Here is a 14,679-nt window from a genome sequence, read left to right on the forward strand (position 1 = left end):
AAGCGCTCATTCAGGATGTTCCAGTCGATCAGCGCTGCCAACCGCACCAGCGGATGACCCATGTCGATGATCTGATCAAGCGCCGGAAGCAACAGGTCTTTCTGGCGATCATCCCGCGGCTTGCTCATCGCATTCCCCAATGTCGACGACGCTGTCAGGGAATCACGAATCACCCAAAAGCAAAACCTAAAACGCAAGAAAGCGAGGTCCAATACCCCGCTTTCCTGCAAAATCGAATACTACATCAAGACCAATTCTGCTTATTTCTCAAGTCAATCCGCATTCTTCACGGACGACGATTGAACCAAGGACGCACGGCATCCGGCTTATCGGTGGCCCTATTTGTCTAGAGAGGGCCGTGGCGTCGCATCGCTACGCGTGGGCAGTCTCGGATATTCGATCTTTGGCAGCTGCCCAGTTAACGAATTTAGAAACGCTACAATGTCGTTTTCCTCTTTATCGCTGAGCTTCGCGCCGAGCTGGGTCTCACTCATCACGCCAACCGCTTGCTTAAGGCTCCAGGCCTGGCCCGAATGGAAGTACGGTGCCCGCAACGCGACGTTGCGCAACGGCGCGGCGCGGAAAACGTATTCGTCGCTGGCTACCTTGGTAACCGCAAAACGGCCCTTGTCGGCGGATGGCAGCAGCGTTCCGTCCGGCCTTTCAACCACGCCGAACGGGAAGTAATCCTGTCCACCGACGTTGATTCCATTGTGGCAAGACGAGCATCCTTTTTCCATGAATAGCTTTAGTCCCGCCTTCTGCTGATCATCGAGAGCATGCTCATCGCCCTTCAGGTACTGATCAAACGGGGCAGCAGGTGTAATCAGAGTCGCTTCGAAAGCCTCGATCGCCTTGGCGGAATTGTCAAAGGTGACGGGCCTCGCCTCATTCGGGAACGCTTTCTGGAACATGACGACATAGTCGGTCATCGAATTCAACGTGTTGAGTACCCTGTCCGGCGTGGCATTCATTTCGACACTCGCCTGGATGGGGCCTGTGGCTTGCGCCTTGAGATCTGCCGCGCGCCCATCCCAGAACTGCGCCACATTGAATACTGCGTTATAGACGGTAGGTGCCCGACGTGGACCTCGCTGCCAGCCATGACCCACTGACGTTGGACCGGCATCTACGCCGCCCGCGCCAAGGTTATGGCACGTATTGCAGCTAATGATCCCGCTTGCCGATAGCCTCGGATCGAAGAACAGCGTCTTGCCAAGTTCGACCTTTTCGTGGGTGACTGTGTTGTCCTTTATCGCAGGGACGACCGAAGGAATCGGTTTGAAAGCCTCCCTGGCAGCGCTCATCAAATCGTCAGTTGCGCCCGCTGCTGAGGAGACCAGGACCCCAATGCTCAGAACGCACACTTTGTAGACCAGGGAAAGCTCTCGTATCGCTGATTTCTTCATTGCTTGCATTACCAATTTCATAGATGCCGGAAACGGCCAAAAAGCTGCATGCGGCCACACTCGAGGAAAGACACAGCTCCACCAGAAGGAAGACGCCGCAACGGCAGCTCTCGAAGCCGGCCGTCTGGGGTGCCACCGACGAACAATGAAGAGGCGGTCAACTACAGCGGTTTTGATCCAGGATCGTCAAACACCCAGCCTCATTCGCCCACCCCAGCACTTGCTGCCGGCGCAAAGACGTCTGCGTGAGATCTGGGTCGTCGAAGCTGTTGATATTGTCAAAGCAATCCATCCGATCCTCCTCTGCCAGATCTAGGCAAATCAAGCCGGACTTGTCAGTCTAGCTAGAGACCTTCCCATGCTATGGGCCTTAGCTGTCGATAAGCTGACGACCCCCGGAACAATTCACAATGTTGGCCTTGCACGGCAACTCTCGTGTAACGCCGTTCGGGTTTTTCAAGCGGGTAGACGGCAAAATTACGCGGCAACTGAGCGAGCGCAACACCGCCATTAAGAACCTCAATGCCATGATGTCCCTCAAGGGCGTAATCGGATGGTGGCAGCTTGATGGCTGAGCAGCGGCGGATGTTGAGGAACGTCGCATTGAGCCGGTTTACCGGCTGGTAGGTAAGCGGACTTCGCTCTCCTAGGTGGGCGTGCGCCGTTCGCGCTCAGCCCTGTTTGCAGCCCTGAGTCGCTCTCCAATGTACTCAGAGATATCGTTCATCTCAGCCTGCAAGTCGGCTTCAGAAATATCCTGCTCTTTGGCTGCCTCGACAAGGCGCTGAGTGAGTTCGGCCACATCCTGCGACGCGCCGGGAGTCCGATACTGCTCGACGGCATGAACGCTATTCTCGATCCAGAAGTCGATAAATTCGCGAACTTCGCTCACTGCATACCCTTAAGCCAAACCAATGGCCCAGCGTTAACTCCAGTAACGGAACGGAGCAAGGCCGTCTTAGCGGCGTCGGCGTATACCAAGGTTTGGCGGACGCGAGGGAGTGACAATCGAACAGCGGATGGCCGATGATTGAACGTGATCAGAAAAACAAAAGGATTGCCGCAATCGCGATAAGCAAAGGCCGAACAGAACGCTTCCTGCGCTGAAATTAAACTCGCTCATGACACCCCTTCGCCTCGAACACACTGTGGCTTAAATAAAATAGACCATCGTCTATAACGGGTTGTCCCTCCCGCACTTCAGCTCGATTAGATCAAGCTCCGACATTCATAAAGTTCGCCCACGGCAAGTGCCATAAGAGATATCGAGGTGGCGTTGAGGGAGTTGTCAGCGCAGCCAGATGGAAAGTTATCAGCACCGCCGTCCGCTCTGCTCTCAGTAAGCCGGCTGTTAGCAGGTTCCAAGTTGAACGTGGCACGCACCAATGGGTAAGCAGCAGTCCGGCTCGCTTGTCCGAGGAAACTCAGATGTTCAGAGCGGCGAATGAAAGCGAGCGCCCCGATGGAACCGGACTGTCGCGTCTTAATTGCCTTGCTCGGTTACATCACGGCCCCAGGAGCACGTCAGCGGGCGATCACGAGGCGGCCAAGCCACGAGCAAGGCGGGCGGATCCAACGGCGAACCTCCAAGGGGCCGACTGAAACTGGCAGTTTTCTCGCATATTGACCTGGGTTTATCTCGACGACCTCCAACCGAGAGCCTTCAATGTACATACCATGCCCCTTTCGAGATGACGACCTTGAGAACATTCGAGCGACAATCCGCTGCGCCCGATTGGCCAACCTGATCACGGCCACGTCGGGCGGGCCCCTTGCGACGCCACTTCCGCTCTTCCTCGATGAGAGTGAAGGCGAGCATGGCACGCTGTACGGGCACCTTGCGAAGCGCAATCCGCAATGGCGCACCGCCACGATCGGAGATGCGATGGCGATCTTTACTGGCCCGGAAGCTTACGTGACGCCAGCCTGGTATCCCAGTAAACGACAAGCTGAGCATGTGGTGCCGACATGGAATTACATCGCGGTCCATGCCCATGGGCCGATTGAGTTCTTCGACGATCCCGATCGCCTGCTCGAGATCGTGACGCGCCTGACGAATATCCATGAAACGTCACGTGCGACGCCTTGGGCCGTCAGCGATGCTCCCGTGGATTTCATTGCCGCCCAGTTGCGTGAAATCGTCGGCGTGCGCATCCCGATCACCAGGGTCGAAAGCAAGCGCAAGATGAGCCAAAATCGCCCCATGCCTGACCGCATTGGTGTCGCCACCGGCCTAGCCGCGAGCAAACAGGCGCGGGACCAGGAAGTTGCACCTCTTATCCTGGTTCAGGCCTGAGACGATAATATGCATGGCCGTTACCAACAGTGGCGGTCGACACATAGCGACCTTACATGTGCAGTTCTCACGGCGAACAGCGGCATCAGTCTCGCCGTTGCGCCGCTAATTTTTTGCCTCGTCGCATCAGTGGTTGCTGGCGCCAGATAGGATGGGTGAAAATTGAGCATTGGCTCCAGTCCTTTCAATGGAAAGTCGTTGAAGCCCCCGACTTTCGGACTTAGCGACTCAGGTAGAAGCCCATTCGCCTCACTAGCCAGACAGATCACGGAGTGACTACCCGCATCAGCTGCGCCCGAATTTCACGAACGAGTCAGTCGGCTCGCACTTACCGCGCCTTGTCGACTCTTGTCCGTATTCTGACAGAGGCATAATCTCGTGTCGGGTCCAATACAGCGCGCCTAGCACGCGTTCAGACCGTCGAAAGCCCATTCGGCCTTGATGGCCGGCTGGCATGACCATTGCTTCAAGCAAATCGATCCAGAAATAGAGCCGTCAAAGCAATGCTCACGCTCTCCGCCTCCATCTCGCCTCGGAATCACGGTCCTCCCGTTGAGCGCACTGGCGCGCGTTGCTCCCCTGACAATTCTGTATGGGCCTAACCCACTAGGACCGCACCGGACCAACAAAACAGCCAGTCTCGAACACGAGAATATCGCACGATTACTTTGTCTAGGTTCACGCATGAAATCCGCCGTTGTATTCGACTGGAATGGCACGCTGCTCGATGATGCCAATGCCGTGCTGCAAACCATTAATGCAATTTTGAGCCGCTTCGGTCGCGCAACCGTCGATATGCACGGGCTTCGAGAGGAGTTCGAACTCCCTCTTTCGGCTCTTTTCCGCAACCTAGACATGTCGGAAGATGAAATCGAAGTCGTGAATAGTAACGACGGCGCCATTTTTCACGATGCCTACGAATTTTTGGCGCGCAACGCTGCCCTACGTAAGGGCGCACGAAACGTTTTGCTCGCTCTTGATCAGAGATCAGTTCAAACCGTCATCGTTAGCAATCACATTGTTGAACCGATCCGCACACAAGTGCGAAGACTCGGAATTAAGACTCAAGTTAGGGATATCTTGGCATTTGAGAGCCGCGCGACCCAGTTTAGGAGCATGAGCAAGGAAGAGCGGCTGCGTTTGTATATGCAGGCCAATGATCTATCCCCAGAAAGGACCGTCATCGTAGGTGACATGCCAGTTGAGACTGAGATTGCCCGCAATCTCGGTCTTATTAACGTATCAATCACGGGAGGATTTGTTTCCGAAGCGCGCCTGTGCGCCGCAGGGCCCGACTACATGATTCATGACCATCATGAATTATTGCCGGTTTTGCAAAAGCATTGCATTATTCAGCGCAGTTAAGTGACCATAGGAACACAGCTGAAGACCCGCCGTTCGCCCGCTGCTATCCGCTTCGTCTTCACGATCCGATGATATTCGAAGGGTGAGATCGAAACCGAGTTCTTTTACTCGGTCGAACCGCGGATCAAGTCCGATAGCTCGTGTCAGATATCGCGATCCGATTAGTGCCATCTGGCGCTACATGTTCGGTCTTTCGCCTGGCATGATGCTTGCTGCAGATCATTCGTTACCAAGGGGCGGGCAAGAAACTGAAAGGCCTTGGAAAAACGACATGAGCACAGCGGCTTTGATCGGTGACGTCATTCCGAGCGGCGATATTGTGAAACGCGCAGCGCGCATCGGTGCCGAAGTCAAAAATATCAGGCTATCGGGCGATCTACCGGACCACACGATCGCCGCGATTAACAGCTTGTTGCTCGAGCACAAGGTAATCTTCTTTCGCAATCAAGGACATCTCAACGATGCCGAGCAGGAGCGCTTTGCCGCTCGTCTCGGAAAGCTAGTGCCGCATCCAATGCTCGGTGCTACCAAGGGAACGGCGTCGCTCCTCGAACTGGACTCCACTCGCGGCGGCGGTCGCGCCGATGTTTGGCATGCCGACGGGACCTTCGCCGAAGCCTATCCCAAGATTTTAGTCTTGCGAGCCGTTGTCATGCCAACGTTCGGAGGCGATACCGTGTGGTCGAACACAGCTGCCGCTTACCTTGACCTGCCGCCGCCGCTACAACGGCTTGCCGATGAGCTATGGGCTGTTCACAGCAACGTTTTCGATTACGCTGGGATCGCGCGCGTCCGTGACGTCGACAAGAAACACTTTGACAATGTGTTCACCAGCAGGACCTTTGAGACTGAGCATCCCGTCGTGCGTGTCCATCCCGAAACAGGCGAGCGGACGCTAGTGCTCGGCGTCTTGGTGAAGCACTTTATTGGGGTGCCCAAATACGACGGACAAAAGCTGTTCGAGCTGTTCCAGTCTCATATCACCGCGCCCGAAAACACTGTGCGGTGGAATTGGTTAGAGGGCGATATCGCGATATGGGATAACCGCGCAACACAGCATTACGCGGTCAATGATTACGGGGATCAGCATCGCGTCGTACGTCGGGCCACGATCGATGGTGACGTGCCCGTCAGCGTGGATGGCCGGAGAAGCGTAACGCGCACGAAGTGATCAACCACCAGCGCCCTCGCATCCGAAAGTGGACAAAAGCCTGGCTACCGGAGTTGTTTGGGGCTGGGAACGCTAATGGCAACCCTAAGTTGACATCGCAACTATTTAGCGTCCAGCGAAAGCTTCGAGAAACCTTGGGCATCACTTCCCTTCGCCAGCGGCCGGTACGTGGACCTCACGTTTCAGCTTAGAAAACCCTCGATCCGTGGCCATAAAGCGCGCCAACATGTGGGGCGATGAGCTTAGTCGGTTCGACCGCTTGACCACCTTGACGCCTAAGGGCTTCTGCATATGCAATGAGGTCACGATGCACGGCCGCCGGCAGCTCCGTACTCACTTTGACCGGCTTATCGTCTGGAAGCTTTGCTATTTTGAGCTTTGGCATGTTGTCACTTCCATACGGCGCAAGTATGAGGTCACGATTGACCAGAACACGAACCGGAAAGCCAGGTCGCACGGTCAGGGTAGGCTGGATGCCGAGACTGCGGCGAACGACCTGCTGTCCCGTTTGATTCAGTGAGTCGGAGGCCCCGTGTCGCAATGCTTGGATAATTGCGCTGTCGTTGCTATTTGTGTCGGAGCCCGCGCCTAGTTCCGTCCCAACCGCTAGCTAGAAGCGTCGATAGTGCCGCAGCCTTGAACAGTTCGCCCCAGTGATTGTCGACCTGTCTTCAAGGCCCGCATATCCAGCGGTGTCAGCGCCAGGCTGCCGCTCGAGAACGATGGAGCGTCCATTTGGCATGATCAGTCGGGTCCAGACGAGCAAGACACGTGACTGGCCGAAAGTAACCTGACTATCGTAGATCCCGATTAGACGAGCTCCCTGCGGAACAAGCAGAAAGCGGCCTGTCGGCGTGTCAAAGATATTCTCGGTTACCTGCGCTGTGACCGGACCTGGGAGGTCTGATCACATCCCGGTGATTAGGGCTCCCGGAATGATCGTCCCAGCCTGCACGATGTATGGCGAAGCCGGCCCGCTGATGCGGTCCGGGCTGACCGTGCGACGATCCACAGAAGCGTTCGCGAAGGCAAGCTTCCGGTCCTGACCGTTCTGCGCCGATCCGTCATCGGCAGAGTTCGTCGCGGCTGGAGACGCGACGCGGTCGGTTCCAGCGGCCGCAGCGGCGGGCGCGCGCATTTCGCCACCATTGTTCGCAGCGAACAAGCGGCTGATGCGGGCTGCTTCAGTCTCTTGGTCTCGGCGCTGCTGTTCTGGATCTGAGCCGATGGTTGGCGACCGTCCCTGAGCAGCAAGGATCGGCCGTCCAAGATCTCCAGGGAGTGGCGGACCGAGCTGCGGAATCGATTGGCGTGGAGCGCCCGTGTAGTCCTTCGGCAGCGCCGCGATCCCGTCGGCCACATTATGATGGTCTGTGCTGTAAAGCTCCTCAGCCGCCCTGTTTAGGGGCGGTTACTCTGCAGCGACCATAAAACAGTTCCGCCAATGACGAGCATGACAACCGCGCTCCCGCCAGCCAGGACCTTCCGCGATAACCGTGTCACGCGCGGATGCTCAGCTCTCAATCGGAAACTTCCGGATTGCTTGTCTCGTGCCTGCGGCAGAATTGCCTGATCGCCATCGTTTCCGTCCTCATGACGACGGCCTCCCGTCTTTCCTGACAATCCTGACTTTCTGCTGGTGCTCACCGCCGAGCCGCAGTTCGGCAGCCGCAAACAGCCGATCGACGATCAGGAGGTTGCCGTAGGCGCGGTAATTGGCAAGTTCGGTCTTGCCGTCTGAACCAATGATAAAGAGTGGTGGCATCTCGCCTTGCACGATGCCTTGAGGGAATTCGACATAGACCTTGCGGCCGTCGTCATAGACGGTCAGCGGCCGCCACGGCGGGACGTAGCGGGAAATGCGTTGCGCGAACTCCGGAAGGATGGGTCTCAGAGCGACTGCACGCGATCGTTCGCGTATTGTTTCCGGATAGTACCAGGCAACCGATGGCATATAAGGCCGCTCGCGCGAGCGGAGCTCGATCAGGTAGGTGCGGCGGTCTGTATTGACTACAAGATTGGTCTCGATCGATGCGCGGGTCGGCTTGACGAGGATATGGACCCGGCGCGTATCGCCGCTTCCGCTCTCGGTATCGCCAACGACCCAGCGCACAGTATCTCCGGCGGCGATCGGCCCAGATCCGGTCAGTTGCTCTCCCTCCTCAAGCGCTATATCCGTAATCTGCCCCGGTGCGGCGTAGATCTGATAAAGCGCCCCGGGGCTGTAGGCAGAGATCTGCGCTGCGTTGAAATACCCCCGCTTGCGCGGTTCGACCCGGGCTGCGCTGTTTGCCGTCTCAATCCGGCTCACGGGTTCAGGCTCTTCCTTCCCGGCCGCCTTGCCGCCGAGAGCCGGCTTCCAAAGGGGCGGAACGTGTAGCGGTGTGACTTGTCGTCCAGAGGCGCTGGCGATGCTGGCATCGAAGGAACTTCCGCATCATAGCTGATCTGCGGCGGTATGTAGGTCGCGCACCCACCGAGCGCCGATGAACAAAACAGAAGAGCAGGTAGAAATGCTCACTTCGCGGTCACCAAGTCGGACCGACTTGAATTGAACCCACTGTGCACGATAGGGTGCTTCGAATAAACGTCAGACGGCGTCTTGGTCACTGACTCAACTCCTTTGACCAGTTGATGGCGCGGACATAGACCCCAAGGGGATTCTTGCGCAGTCGTTCGGCATCGCGCGGCGTCTCGATTACAATCGAGAGAATTGCAGTCCAGCGCTCGGTCGAGCTCAACGAACCGTTGTCGTAGGTGCGTTGAGTCCAGGCGACCCGAAAGCTCTCCGACGACGCGCGAATGACGCTCGAGACATCCACCGAGGTTTGGGCCTTGCCCAACTTGGCGAAGGGGTCATTGGTGCGCGCATAGTCGTTCAGTGCAGCCGCGCCACGATCCGTCGCGAAATCATAGGCCCGGAGCCAATTCTGGCGCAGAACGATGCCGTCGGCTGGCAGGCCTCTGACATCCTCAATGAAGCGCGCCAGATGGTAAGCGATCTGAGCGTCAGTAGGTTGATAGCGTAACCGGTATGAGCTCCCACGTCCGCGATGATTAGCGGTCGCGGGCGTAGCGGATGGGCATCCAGTGCTGGCGCAGCGCCTCGACGATGGCTGGGATATCGAGGTAGGCGTTACGGAGGAAATCCTCGGTTTTGCGACCGCTTCGTGGCGGTCCGAGCAGCGGACGGGCCTGATCGTCGCGACAATGCAGCAGGATGGGCAGCAGCAGGCCGTGATTGACGTTGTTGACGTCGAGCAACGGCGCCCACGCCGACAGTCTGAGCCGCATCGCAGCATAGAAACCCTGGCACCAGGGATGCGCATCGATGTTGCCGCTGGGGTCGCGCCGGTGCATCGGCTCGAACCGATCGGGGGCAGTCGAGAGGGTGTTGCTGATGTCGTTGTGGCGCAGCGCGACGGCGGAGATCGCGGCGAACTCCGGCGTGCCGCCATGGTTGAAAGCGTCGGCATCGATCGCGAGCAGCGGGCAGATCCATCGAGCGGGCTCATCGACACCGGTCCGGCCACGATCGCGGCGGTATAGCCGTCGAGCATGGGAATGCTGGTGGCGGCAGGATGGCGATCGACGCGATCCTGGAGCCATCGCTCGAGCTCCGCGAGCGACATCGCGGCTGACGCCATCGACGATCCTGCCTTATGGCGACGTGGGCTCATGCCGCTGCCTGCGGTGTATGCCGGCGCGCCGCCTTCCAGTTCCAGGCGAGCAGCTCGTGCAGCTGATGGCTCTTGGTTCGCCCGGACACGATGCGCTCCAGCACATCGGTCAGGTAGGCCTGCGGGTCGAGCTCATGGAGTTTTGCCGTGTTCACGAGCGACGCCAGGATCGCCCAGCTCTCGGCGCCGCCTTCGCTGCCGCTGAACAATGAGTTGCGTCTTCCCATCGCAATCGCGCGCATGGAACGCTCGACTGTGTTGCTGTCAACTTCGACACGGCCGTCGCGGAGAAACAGCGTCAACCCGTCCCAGTGATTGAGTGCGTAGTTGATGGCCTCCGCCAGCTTCGATTGGGAGAAGAGCTGGCCGACTCAGTCGAGATTGTCCCGGAACCCGATTCATACAAGATGAAGCATGTGCATCGGGACGTTGACGGCCATATCGAGATGGCGTCCCGGCACCTGAGTTATGGCGAGAAAAACGCGTTCGCACTGGTGCTGTTCATGTACCAGGTCCTCAGTGAAAAGCCGGACTTGGTGGTGCTCGACGATCCCATCTCCTCGTTCGACAAGAACAAGAAATTTGCCATCCTCGACGAACTGTTCCGAGGAAAAGCAAGCCTGAGAAACAAGACGACGCTGATGCTGACGCATGACATCGAGCCGGCGATTGATGTCATCAAGAGCACAAGCAGCGTCTTTCAGGCAGCCCGACCGTCCGCCGCGTTTCTGTCGTCTCGCGCTGGCGTGATCAGCGAGGTGCCGATACAGCGGGACGACATCCAGACCTTTGCAAAGATCTGCAAGGATAACATTGCGACGCTGAGCGATCCTCTCATCCAGGCCATCTATCTTCGACGTCAGTTCGAGCTGCAAGACGATATGGGACTGGAATACAATCTTCTCGCAAGCCTCTTCAAGCGGCGAGATGTTCCAACGGTCCAAAGCGTGACCGATAGCCGGCCTATGACGGCTTCCGAAAGGGCCCAGGCCGAAAGCAAGATTTGCGTGCAATTGCCGGGGTTCGATTATGATGTACTAGTCGCCGACGCAAAGAGCGCAGCGACAATCAAAGCCAAATTCCACGCCACCAGTGTCGGTTATGAGAAGATTCAGCTCTTCCGTATCCTGGGCAGCGAGCACGACCACGACGTGATCAGGAAATTCATCAATGAGTCCTATCATATTGAGAACGAGTATGTGATGCAGCTCAATCCGAACAGATTTGAAATCGTTCCCGAATATGTGGTTGAAGAGTGTGTCCGGCTGCTTCCGGCATGATATCGATCGAAGGCTATCGACAGATCTCGATCCCCACTCGACGGCTAAGCACCGCGAGTTGCATGCAGGCCGGTCTCGCCATCGGGCAAAACTGACATTCACAGGGCGTGGCTCGATGCTCTAAATTGCCTGCGGCCGATATGCCATTGGGACTAGAGATTCTAAGTCTGTCTAGACTAGCTTACGGGGCGACGGCCAATGCGAAGGCCGGGTTGGTCGACCGAGATCCCAAACAACCGTTGTTCTCCTCAGCGAGCAGAACGTCGATCAGTCCGAGGATCCGGACGGCTGGGAGCTTGCCCGGAGTGGGTCGTGCACTTTCAAGCTTGCGCAGCACGTGCAGAACGAGAATCCTCGTCAGAAGCTGGCTCAGAGCCAGTTAGTTTGAAGGCGATCTTGGCGTTCATGAGAACGCTCCTTTTTGGGAGAAGTGGGCGAAGACAAGCGGCGTCTAGCTGAGGCAGATGTGTCCGAGCGGATCACGAGTCCGATCGTGAACGAGCTCAAGCGGGTGTTTTTTCCTACTCAGGACGCGCGTTTGGCGGTTAGCAGAAGGATTCAGCCGATCTGCGGCGTCGCGCGCCGAAAGGCGGCCAGCGCGGGTAAACCGCGCTGGCCGCCTCCATTACCAGAAGATGACGAGCACCTCGTTATCTGCGGCATTGGCGCAAACATGGAAGAGGTCACCTCGATAGAGCAGCGTCTCTTCACTCCAGGTGCCGCAGTCGCCGATCTGGAGTGTGCTGAGCAGGTGCTCCCAATCCTGACGAAGGAACGCCACTCGGATGTTGGTCGGTTCGGCGGCTTCACCGAAGAACAGCTCAAACGTGATCGTCGGCTGCGGATCCACTTCCAGACGGTGGCGGATACGCCAGATAATGCGGTCTACCAGAGCCCTTCCGAAAAACGGCTCCGCGCAGGCCTTGCGGATGATTTTGGTCACATGGTCGCACATGATGTGCTTTCCTTTCTGCTCATCGAGCTGCCGGTGACGGATGCAGAAGGGCAAGATTTGAAGTTCGGACAGTCGATGTCCGATCGATCCGTCTTGCCTTCTACAACGGCATTGAACCGCAAGAATCTCTTGTCGCCTTTGGAAGCCAAAGTGACGAGCTGACGCGCTCACTTTGGCTTCCAAAGTTACTCTGTCCTTCCTCAGGGAAAATCGGCCTCCGCTCATGGAGGCCACGATGGTTGCGAGTATCGGCAAAGGGACGGTCGCCCAATATTATTTGAGGCGAACGGAATATTACCTCAACGGCAAAGAGCCAACCGCGTAAGTTACGTGCCGGTACTCTTCATCTTCGCCGCCGTCTTTCTTGATGGCGACAGTCACTATCCAGCCACGCATCTTGCTGCGCCTCGGGAAGCATCGCCTACGATCTACCGTGCCCCTGCAATTCCGGAGCCAATGGGACGCTGATCGTAAGGTCGGGCCGTGAGCAGGACCCTGGCATTCCGGAACCTCTTCCCTCCGGGCCGCAGATTGCGGTTAGGCTCACAACCCGAAAGGAGCAGTTAATTGACGAGCCAGAAGAGGATCAGCGTTGTACTACGGCCGACGATGCTTAGGCGCCTGCGACGCATTGAGGAGTGGCGCAGGGCTCGGCTCCAGCGGCTGATCGGGCAAAGTCCTCGGGCGAACGAACGAGCCATCCGTGCTGGCCGCCGATATCTCGAAGTCAGCACCCGCCGCATGGCAGCTGAGCGCAGTTTGCCGTCTCTCAGTCAGGGAGATGTCGCACTATGCTCAGTCGAACCCGGGCAATTGGCGCGCCAATCGGTCTGGTCTCGATGACTACGTAAAGTACAATCAGGTAGGTTGTCGCTCCTGAATGCCGCCGTTTAAAGTTGCTCCGTGTTTCTGATATTCAAACGGAGGACTGTGTGAGCGAAGATCTTTACGGCGAACCCTTGAATCCCGCGATGGCGAAGAACTACGTAGAAATTGCTCGCGCTATTGAAGGAACAGCAGGAGATCGCCGAGCGCGGCACCCGCCAATCAGCCGTTGGGTATGGGACCAAAACGTTCAATCCTTGCTCACTGCGCCTGAGCGCCCGTTGCTCCTGGAGCCTCACCTGCTGGCCGCCGGGCCTCAAAACGACGAACGGATTTAACGGCTGAGAACCGTCGGCCTAAAGTCGCAACCTTAGCCGAGCATCTAAGTCGGCTGGTGCGGAGAACTTGTTGCCATGAAGATGACCGATGGAGAAAAGCTGATCGTCCTTATGCTCGCGGATATCTCGAAGCGCCTCCAAGGCGAACGTGAAGTCGATCCCGATTTCGTCGCGCAGACGATCTACGCCGATCAGCTGTGGGGCTTCGATTGGCACTTCAGCGGCATTCCCTTTGAGCGATCGGAGGAGCCCAATCCAGTCGTCAAGGAAACAGTCGACATCCTGGAAATGTTCAGCTCAACCATGTACCAGTTTCAGCAGCTGAAACACTCGGAGCAGAAGCAGGTGCGTGACGATGTTGGATTCGCCGCTCATGGTCTCGACGAGTTCCCGGGCTTTGACGGCAACCATGATCCTCATTATGGAGTTGCGAACTACCTCGTCCAGGATCTGCACCGCTTCAAGGATGTTCCTGGCGCCACGAACAACTCGCACACGCAGACATCCCTCCCGCAATATCGCAAGATGCTGGTCTATTTGCCGATGCGCACAAAGCTCGGCACGGGAAGATTTTCGAAAGAGGATATCATTGCCATCTTCAAAGGTGGCTAAACCGCGCGTCCATGGATGTGCTGGAGATCGTCGGAGCCGAACCGGCTCCTGTGCGAGGTTTGGCGAGATTCCCGAAGAATGTGCGGATTCCGATGATCTCGCCCGGGTGTACCGATTTGATCTCGCCCAGATTCCGAGATGATCTCGCCCACCATTCCGATTTGATGTCGCCCGGGGCGCGAGGCGTTCTGGCTGTTTGGTTTTTGGCATCGGTGAAGCCGCGGGGTCAACTTGAATCGCGGCTTGAGGCCCTTCTTCGTCTGCTGTTGGTCTGCTGTGGGCATGTGGGCAACGCTCTTTGCGTTGTCCAAGCGCAGCGGCATGTCCACAGCGCCACTGGCTCAGGCCTTTCGATCGGGTTTGCGGGTTCGCCGCAGGCTCCCGCCGTTGAGATCGATCCGGTGGGCGTTGTGGACCAGGCGGTCGAGGACGGCATCGGCGTAGGTGGGATCGCCGATCAGCGCGTGCCATTGATCGACGGGGAGCTGGCTGGTGACGGTGGTGGAGCGGCGGCCGTAGCGGTCCTCGAGGATCTCGAGGAGGTCGTGGCGGGCTGCGGCGTCGAGCGGCTCGAGGCCCCAGTCGTCGAGGATGAGCAGATCGATGCGGCCGAGCGCCCGCAGGAGCCGCGGGTGGCGGCCGTCGCCGCGCGCCAAAGCGAGATCGGTGAACAGCCGCGGGACACGCTGATAGAGCACGGAGCGATTGTCGCGGCAGGCCTTGTTGCCGAGCGCCGAGGCGAGCCAGC

General features: G+C 57.7%; 15 protein-coding genes and 4 pseudogenes. 7 read left to right on the plus strand and 12 right to left on the minus strand.

The genetic code is table 11. The features are described from left to right. Both J6525_RS43925 and J6525_RS43930 read right to left on the minus strand, forming a co-directional pair. Nucleotides 1-212 (minus strand): hypothetical protein (locus tag J6525_RS43925; protein ID WP_225644121.1); only part of this gene is annotated, 212 nt, incomplete at its 3' end. A gap of 126 nt (nucleotides 213-338) precedes the next feature. Further along, on the minus strand, nucleotides 339-1,409 hold the full coding sequence (locus tag J6525_RS43930; protein WP_225649315.1) for a cytochrome-c peroxidase: 1,071 nt from the start codon (nucleotides 1,407-1,409) through the stop codon (nucleotides 339-341). Between the two features lie 410 nt (nucleotides 1,410-1,819). On the opposite strand from J6525_RS43930, the gene J6525_RS43935 reads away from it, so the two are divergent. Beyond that, entirely contained in the window at nucleotides 1,820-1,984 is a 165-nt protein-coding gene (locus J6525_RS43935) for a hypothetical protein (RefSeq protein ID WP_225649307.1), read from the plus strand. Between the two features lie 71 nt (nucleotides 1,985-2,055). On the opposite strand, the gene J6525_RS43940 is transcribed toward J6525_RS43935, so the two are convergent. After that, a complete protein-coding gene (locus J6525_RS43940) occupies nucleotides 2,056-2,301 on the minus strand; it encodes a hypothetical protein (RefSeq protein ID WP_057018885.1) in 246 nt (81 codons plus the stop codon). A 774-nt stretch (nucleotides 2,302-3,075) separates the two neighbouring features. On the opposite strand from J6525_RS43940, the gene J6525_RS43945 reads away from it, so the two are divergent. From J6525_RS43945 to J6525_RS43955, 3 genes are all read left to right on the plus strand, one after another. After that, nucleotides 3,076-3,705, plus strand: coding sequence for an FMN-binding negative transcriptional regulator (locus J6525_RS43945; protein WP_225649308.1), 630 nt, complete (start codon nucleotides 3,076-3,078; stop codon nucleotides 3,703-3,705). Between the two features lie 684 nt (nucleotides 3,706-4,389). Next, nucleotides 4,390-5,070 (plus strand): HAD family hydrolase, encoded by a 681-nt coding sequence (locus J6525_RS43950; RefSeq protein ID WP_225649309.1) that lies wholly within the window; start codon nucleotides 4,390-4,392, stop codon nucleotides 5,068-5,070. A 271-nt stretch (nucleotides 5,071-5,341) separates the two neighbouring features. Next, on the plus strand, nucleotides 5,342-6,241 hold the full coding sequence (locus J6525_RS43955) for a TauD/TfdA dioxygenase family protein (RefSeq protein WP_225649310.1): 900 nt from the start codon (nucleotides 5,342-5,344) through the stop codon (nucleotides 6,239-6,241). Between the two features lie 141 nt (nucleotides 6,242-6,382). Here the strand turns inward: J6525_RS43955 and J6525_RS47780 are convergent, their stop codons facing one another. The 8 genes and pseudogenes from J6525_RS47780 to J6525_RS43985 form a co-directional block, all read right to left on the minus strand. Next, on the minus strand, nucleotides 6,383-6,469 hold the full coding sequence (locus J6525_RS47780; protein WP_376708656.1) for a hypothetical protein: 87 nt from the start codon (nucleotides 6,467-6,469) through the stop codon (nucleotides 6,383-6,385). Beyond that, on the minus strand, nucleotides 6,429-6,626 hold the full coding sequence (locus tag J6525_RS43960; RefSeq protein ID WP_249796372.1) for a DUF2274 domain-containing protein: 198 nt from the start codon (nucleotides 6,624-6,626) through the stop codon (nucleotides 6,429-6,431). The genes J6525_RS47780 and J6525_RS43960 overlap by 41 nt, the downstream gene beginning before the upstream one ends. 81 nt (nucleotides 6,627-6,707) lie before the next feature. Then, a pseudogene (locus J6525_RS47785) lies at nucleotides 6,708-7,106 on the minus strand (TraB/TrbI/VirB10 family type IV secretion system protein); the annotation flags it as partial. Between the two features lie 42 nt (nucleotides 7,107-7,148). Continuing rightward, nucleotides 7,149-7,601: a TraB/TrbI/VirB10 family type IV secretion system protein gene (locus J6525_RS47790; protein ID WP_376708655.1), complete on the minus strand. Its 453-nt coding sequence runs from the start codon at nucleotides 7,599-7,601 to the stop codon at nucleotides 7,149-7,151. A gap of 231 nt (nucleotides 7,602-7,832) precedes the next feature. Further along, nucleotides 7,833-8,740, minus strand: a pseudogene (gene trbG / locus J6525_RS43970) (P-type conjugative transfer protein TrbG). A 107-nt stretch (nucleotides 8,741-8,847) separates the two neighbouring features. Beyond that, a pseudogene (trbF, locus tag J6525_RS43975) lies at nucleotides 8,848-9,264 on the minus strand (conjugal transfer protein TrbF); the annotation flags it as partial. Between the two features lie 34 nt (nucleotides 9,265-9,298). Beyond that, entirely contained in the window at nucleotides 9,299-9,850 is a 552-nt protein-coding gene (locus J6525_RS43980; RefSeq protein WP_225649311.1) for a UPF0149 family protein, read from the minus strand. A 67-nt stretch (nucleotides 9,851-9,917) separates the two neighbouring features. Then, a pseudogene (locus J6525_RS43985) lies at nucleotides 9,918-10,286 on the minus strand (IS66 family transposase); the annotation flags it as partial. Between the two features lie 81 nt (nucleotides 10,287-10,367). On the opposite strand from J6525_RS43985, the gene J6525_RS43990 reads away from it, so the two are divergent. The 3 genes from J6525_RS43990 (at nucleotide 10,368) to J6525_RS44000 (ending at nucleotide 13,931) form a co-directional block, all read left to right on the plus strand. Beyond that, on the plus strand, nucleotides 10,368-11,201 hold the full coding sequence (locus J6525_RS43990) for an AAA family ATPase (RefSeq protein ID WP_225649316.1): 834 nt from the start codon (nucleotides 10,368-10,370) through the stop codon (nucleotides 11,199-11,201). Between the two features lie 493 nt (nucleotides 11,202-11,694). Then, nucleotides 11,695-12,318 carry a hypothetical protein gene (locus tag J6525_RS43995; protein WP_225649312.1) on the plus strand — a complete coding sequence of 208 codons (624 nt, stop codon included), beginning with the start codon at nucleotides 11,695-11,697 and terminating at the stop codon, nucleotides 12,316-12,318. A gap of 1,076 nt (nucleotides 12,319-13,394) precedes the next feature. After that, entirely contained in the window at nucleotides 13,395-13,931 is a 537-nt protein-coding gene (locus tag J6525_RS44000; protein ID WP_225649313.1) for a YfbU family protein, read from the plus strand. 341 nt (nucleotides 13,932-14,272) lie between these two features. On the opposite strand, the gene J6525_RS44005 is transcribed toward J6525_RS44000, so the two are convergent. Beyond that, nucleotides 14,273-14,679, minus strand: a 407-nt coding sequence (locus J6525_RS44005) for an ATP-binding protein (RefSeq protein ID WP_225649314.1), incomplete at its 5' end; no start/stop codon positions are given.

Source organism: Bradyrhizobium australafricanum, from assembly GCF_020329495.1.
Lineage (GTDB): Bacteria > Pseudomonadota > Alphaproteobacteria > Rhizobiales > Xanthobacteraceae > Bradyrhizobium > Bradyrhizobium australafricanum.

Excerpts from the sequence above, each read along its gene's own strand:
- J6525_RS43930 (WP_225649315.1), bottom strand. The coding sequence starts at position 1,409 with ATGAAGAAATCAGCGATACGAGAGCTTTCCCTGGTCTACAAAGTGTGC.
- J6525_RS43935 (WP_225649307.1), top strand. The coding sequence starts at position 1,820 with ATGTTGGCCTTGCACGGCAACTCTCGTGTAACGCCGTTCGGGTTTTTC.
- J6525_RS43945 (WP_225649308.1), top strand. The coding sequence starts at position 3,076 with ATGTACATACCATGCCCCTTTCGAGATGACGACCTTGAGAACATTCGA.
- J6525_RS43950 (WP_225649309.1), top strand. The coding sequence starts at position 4,390 with ATGAAATCCGCCGTTGTATTCGACTGGAATGGCACGCTGCTCGATGAT.
- J6525_RS43955 (WP_225649310.1), top strand. The coding sequence starts at position 5,342 with ATGAGCACAGCGGCTTTGATCGGTGACGTCATTCCGAGCGGCGATATT.
- J6525_RS47780 (WP_376708656.1), bottom strand. The coding sequence starts at position 6,469 with ATGTTGGCGCGCTTTATGGCCACGGATCGAGGGTTTTCTAAGCTGAAA.
- J6525_RS43960 (WP_249796372.1), bottom strand. The coding sequence starts at position 6,626 with ATGCCAAAGCTCAAAATAGCAAAGCTTCCAGACGATAAGCCGGTCAAA.
- J6525_RS43980 (WP_225649311.1), bottom strand. The coding sequence starts at position 9,850 with ATGGCTCCAGGATCGCGTCGATCGCCATCCTGCCGCCACCAGCATTCC.
- J6525_RS43990 (WP_225649316.1), top strand. The coding sequence starts at position 10,368 with ATGGCGTCCCGGCACCTGAGTTATGGCGAGAAAAACGCGTTCGCACTG.
- J6525_RS44000 (WP_225649313.1), top strand. The coding sequence starts at position 13,395 with ATGAAGATGACCGATGGAGAAAAGCTGATCGTCCTTATGCTCGCGGAT.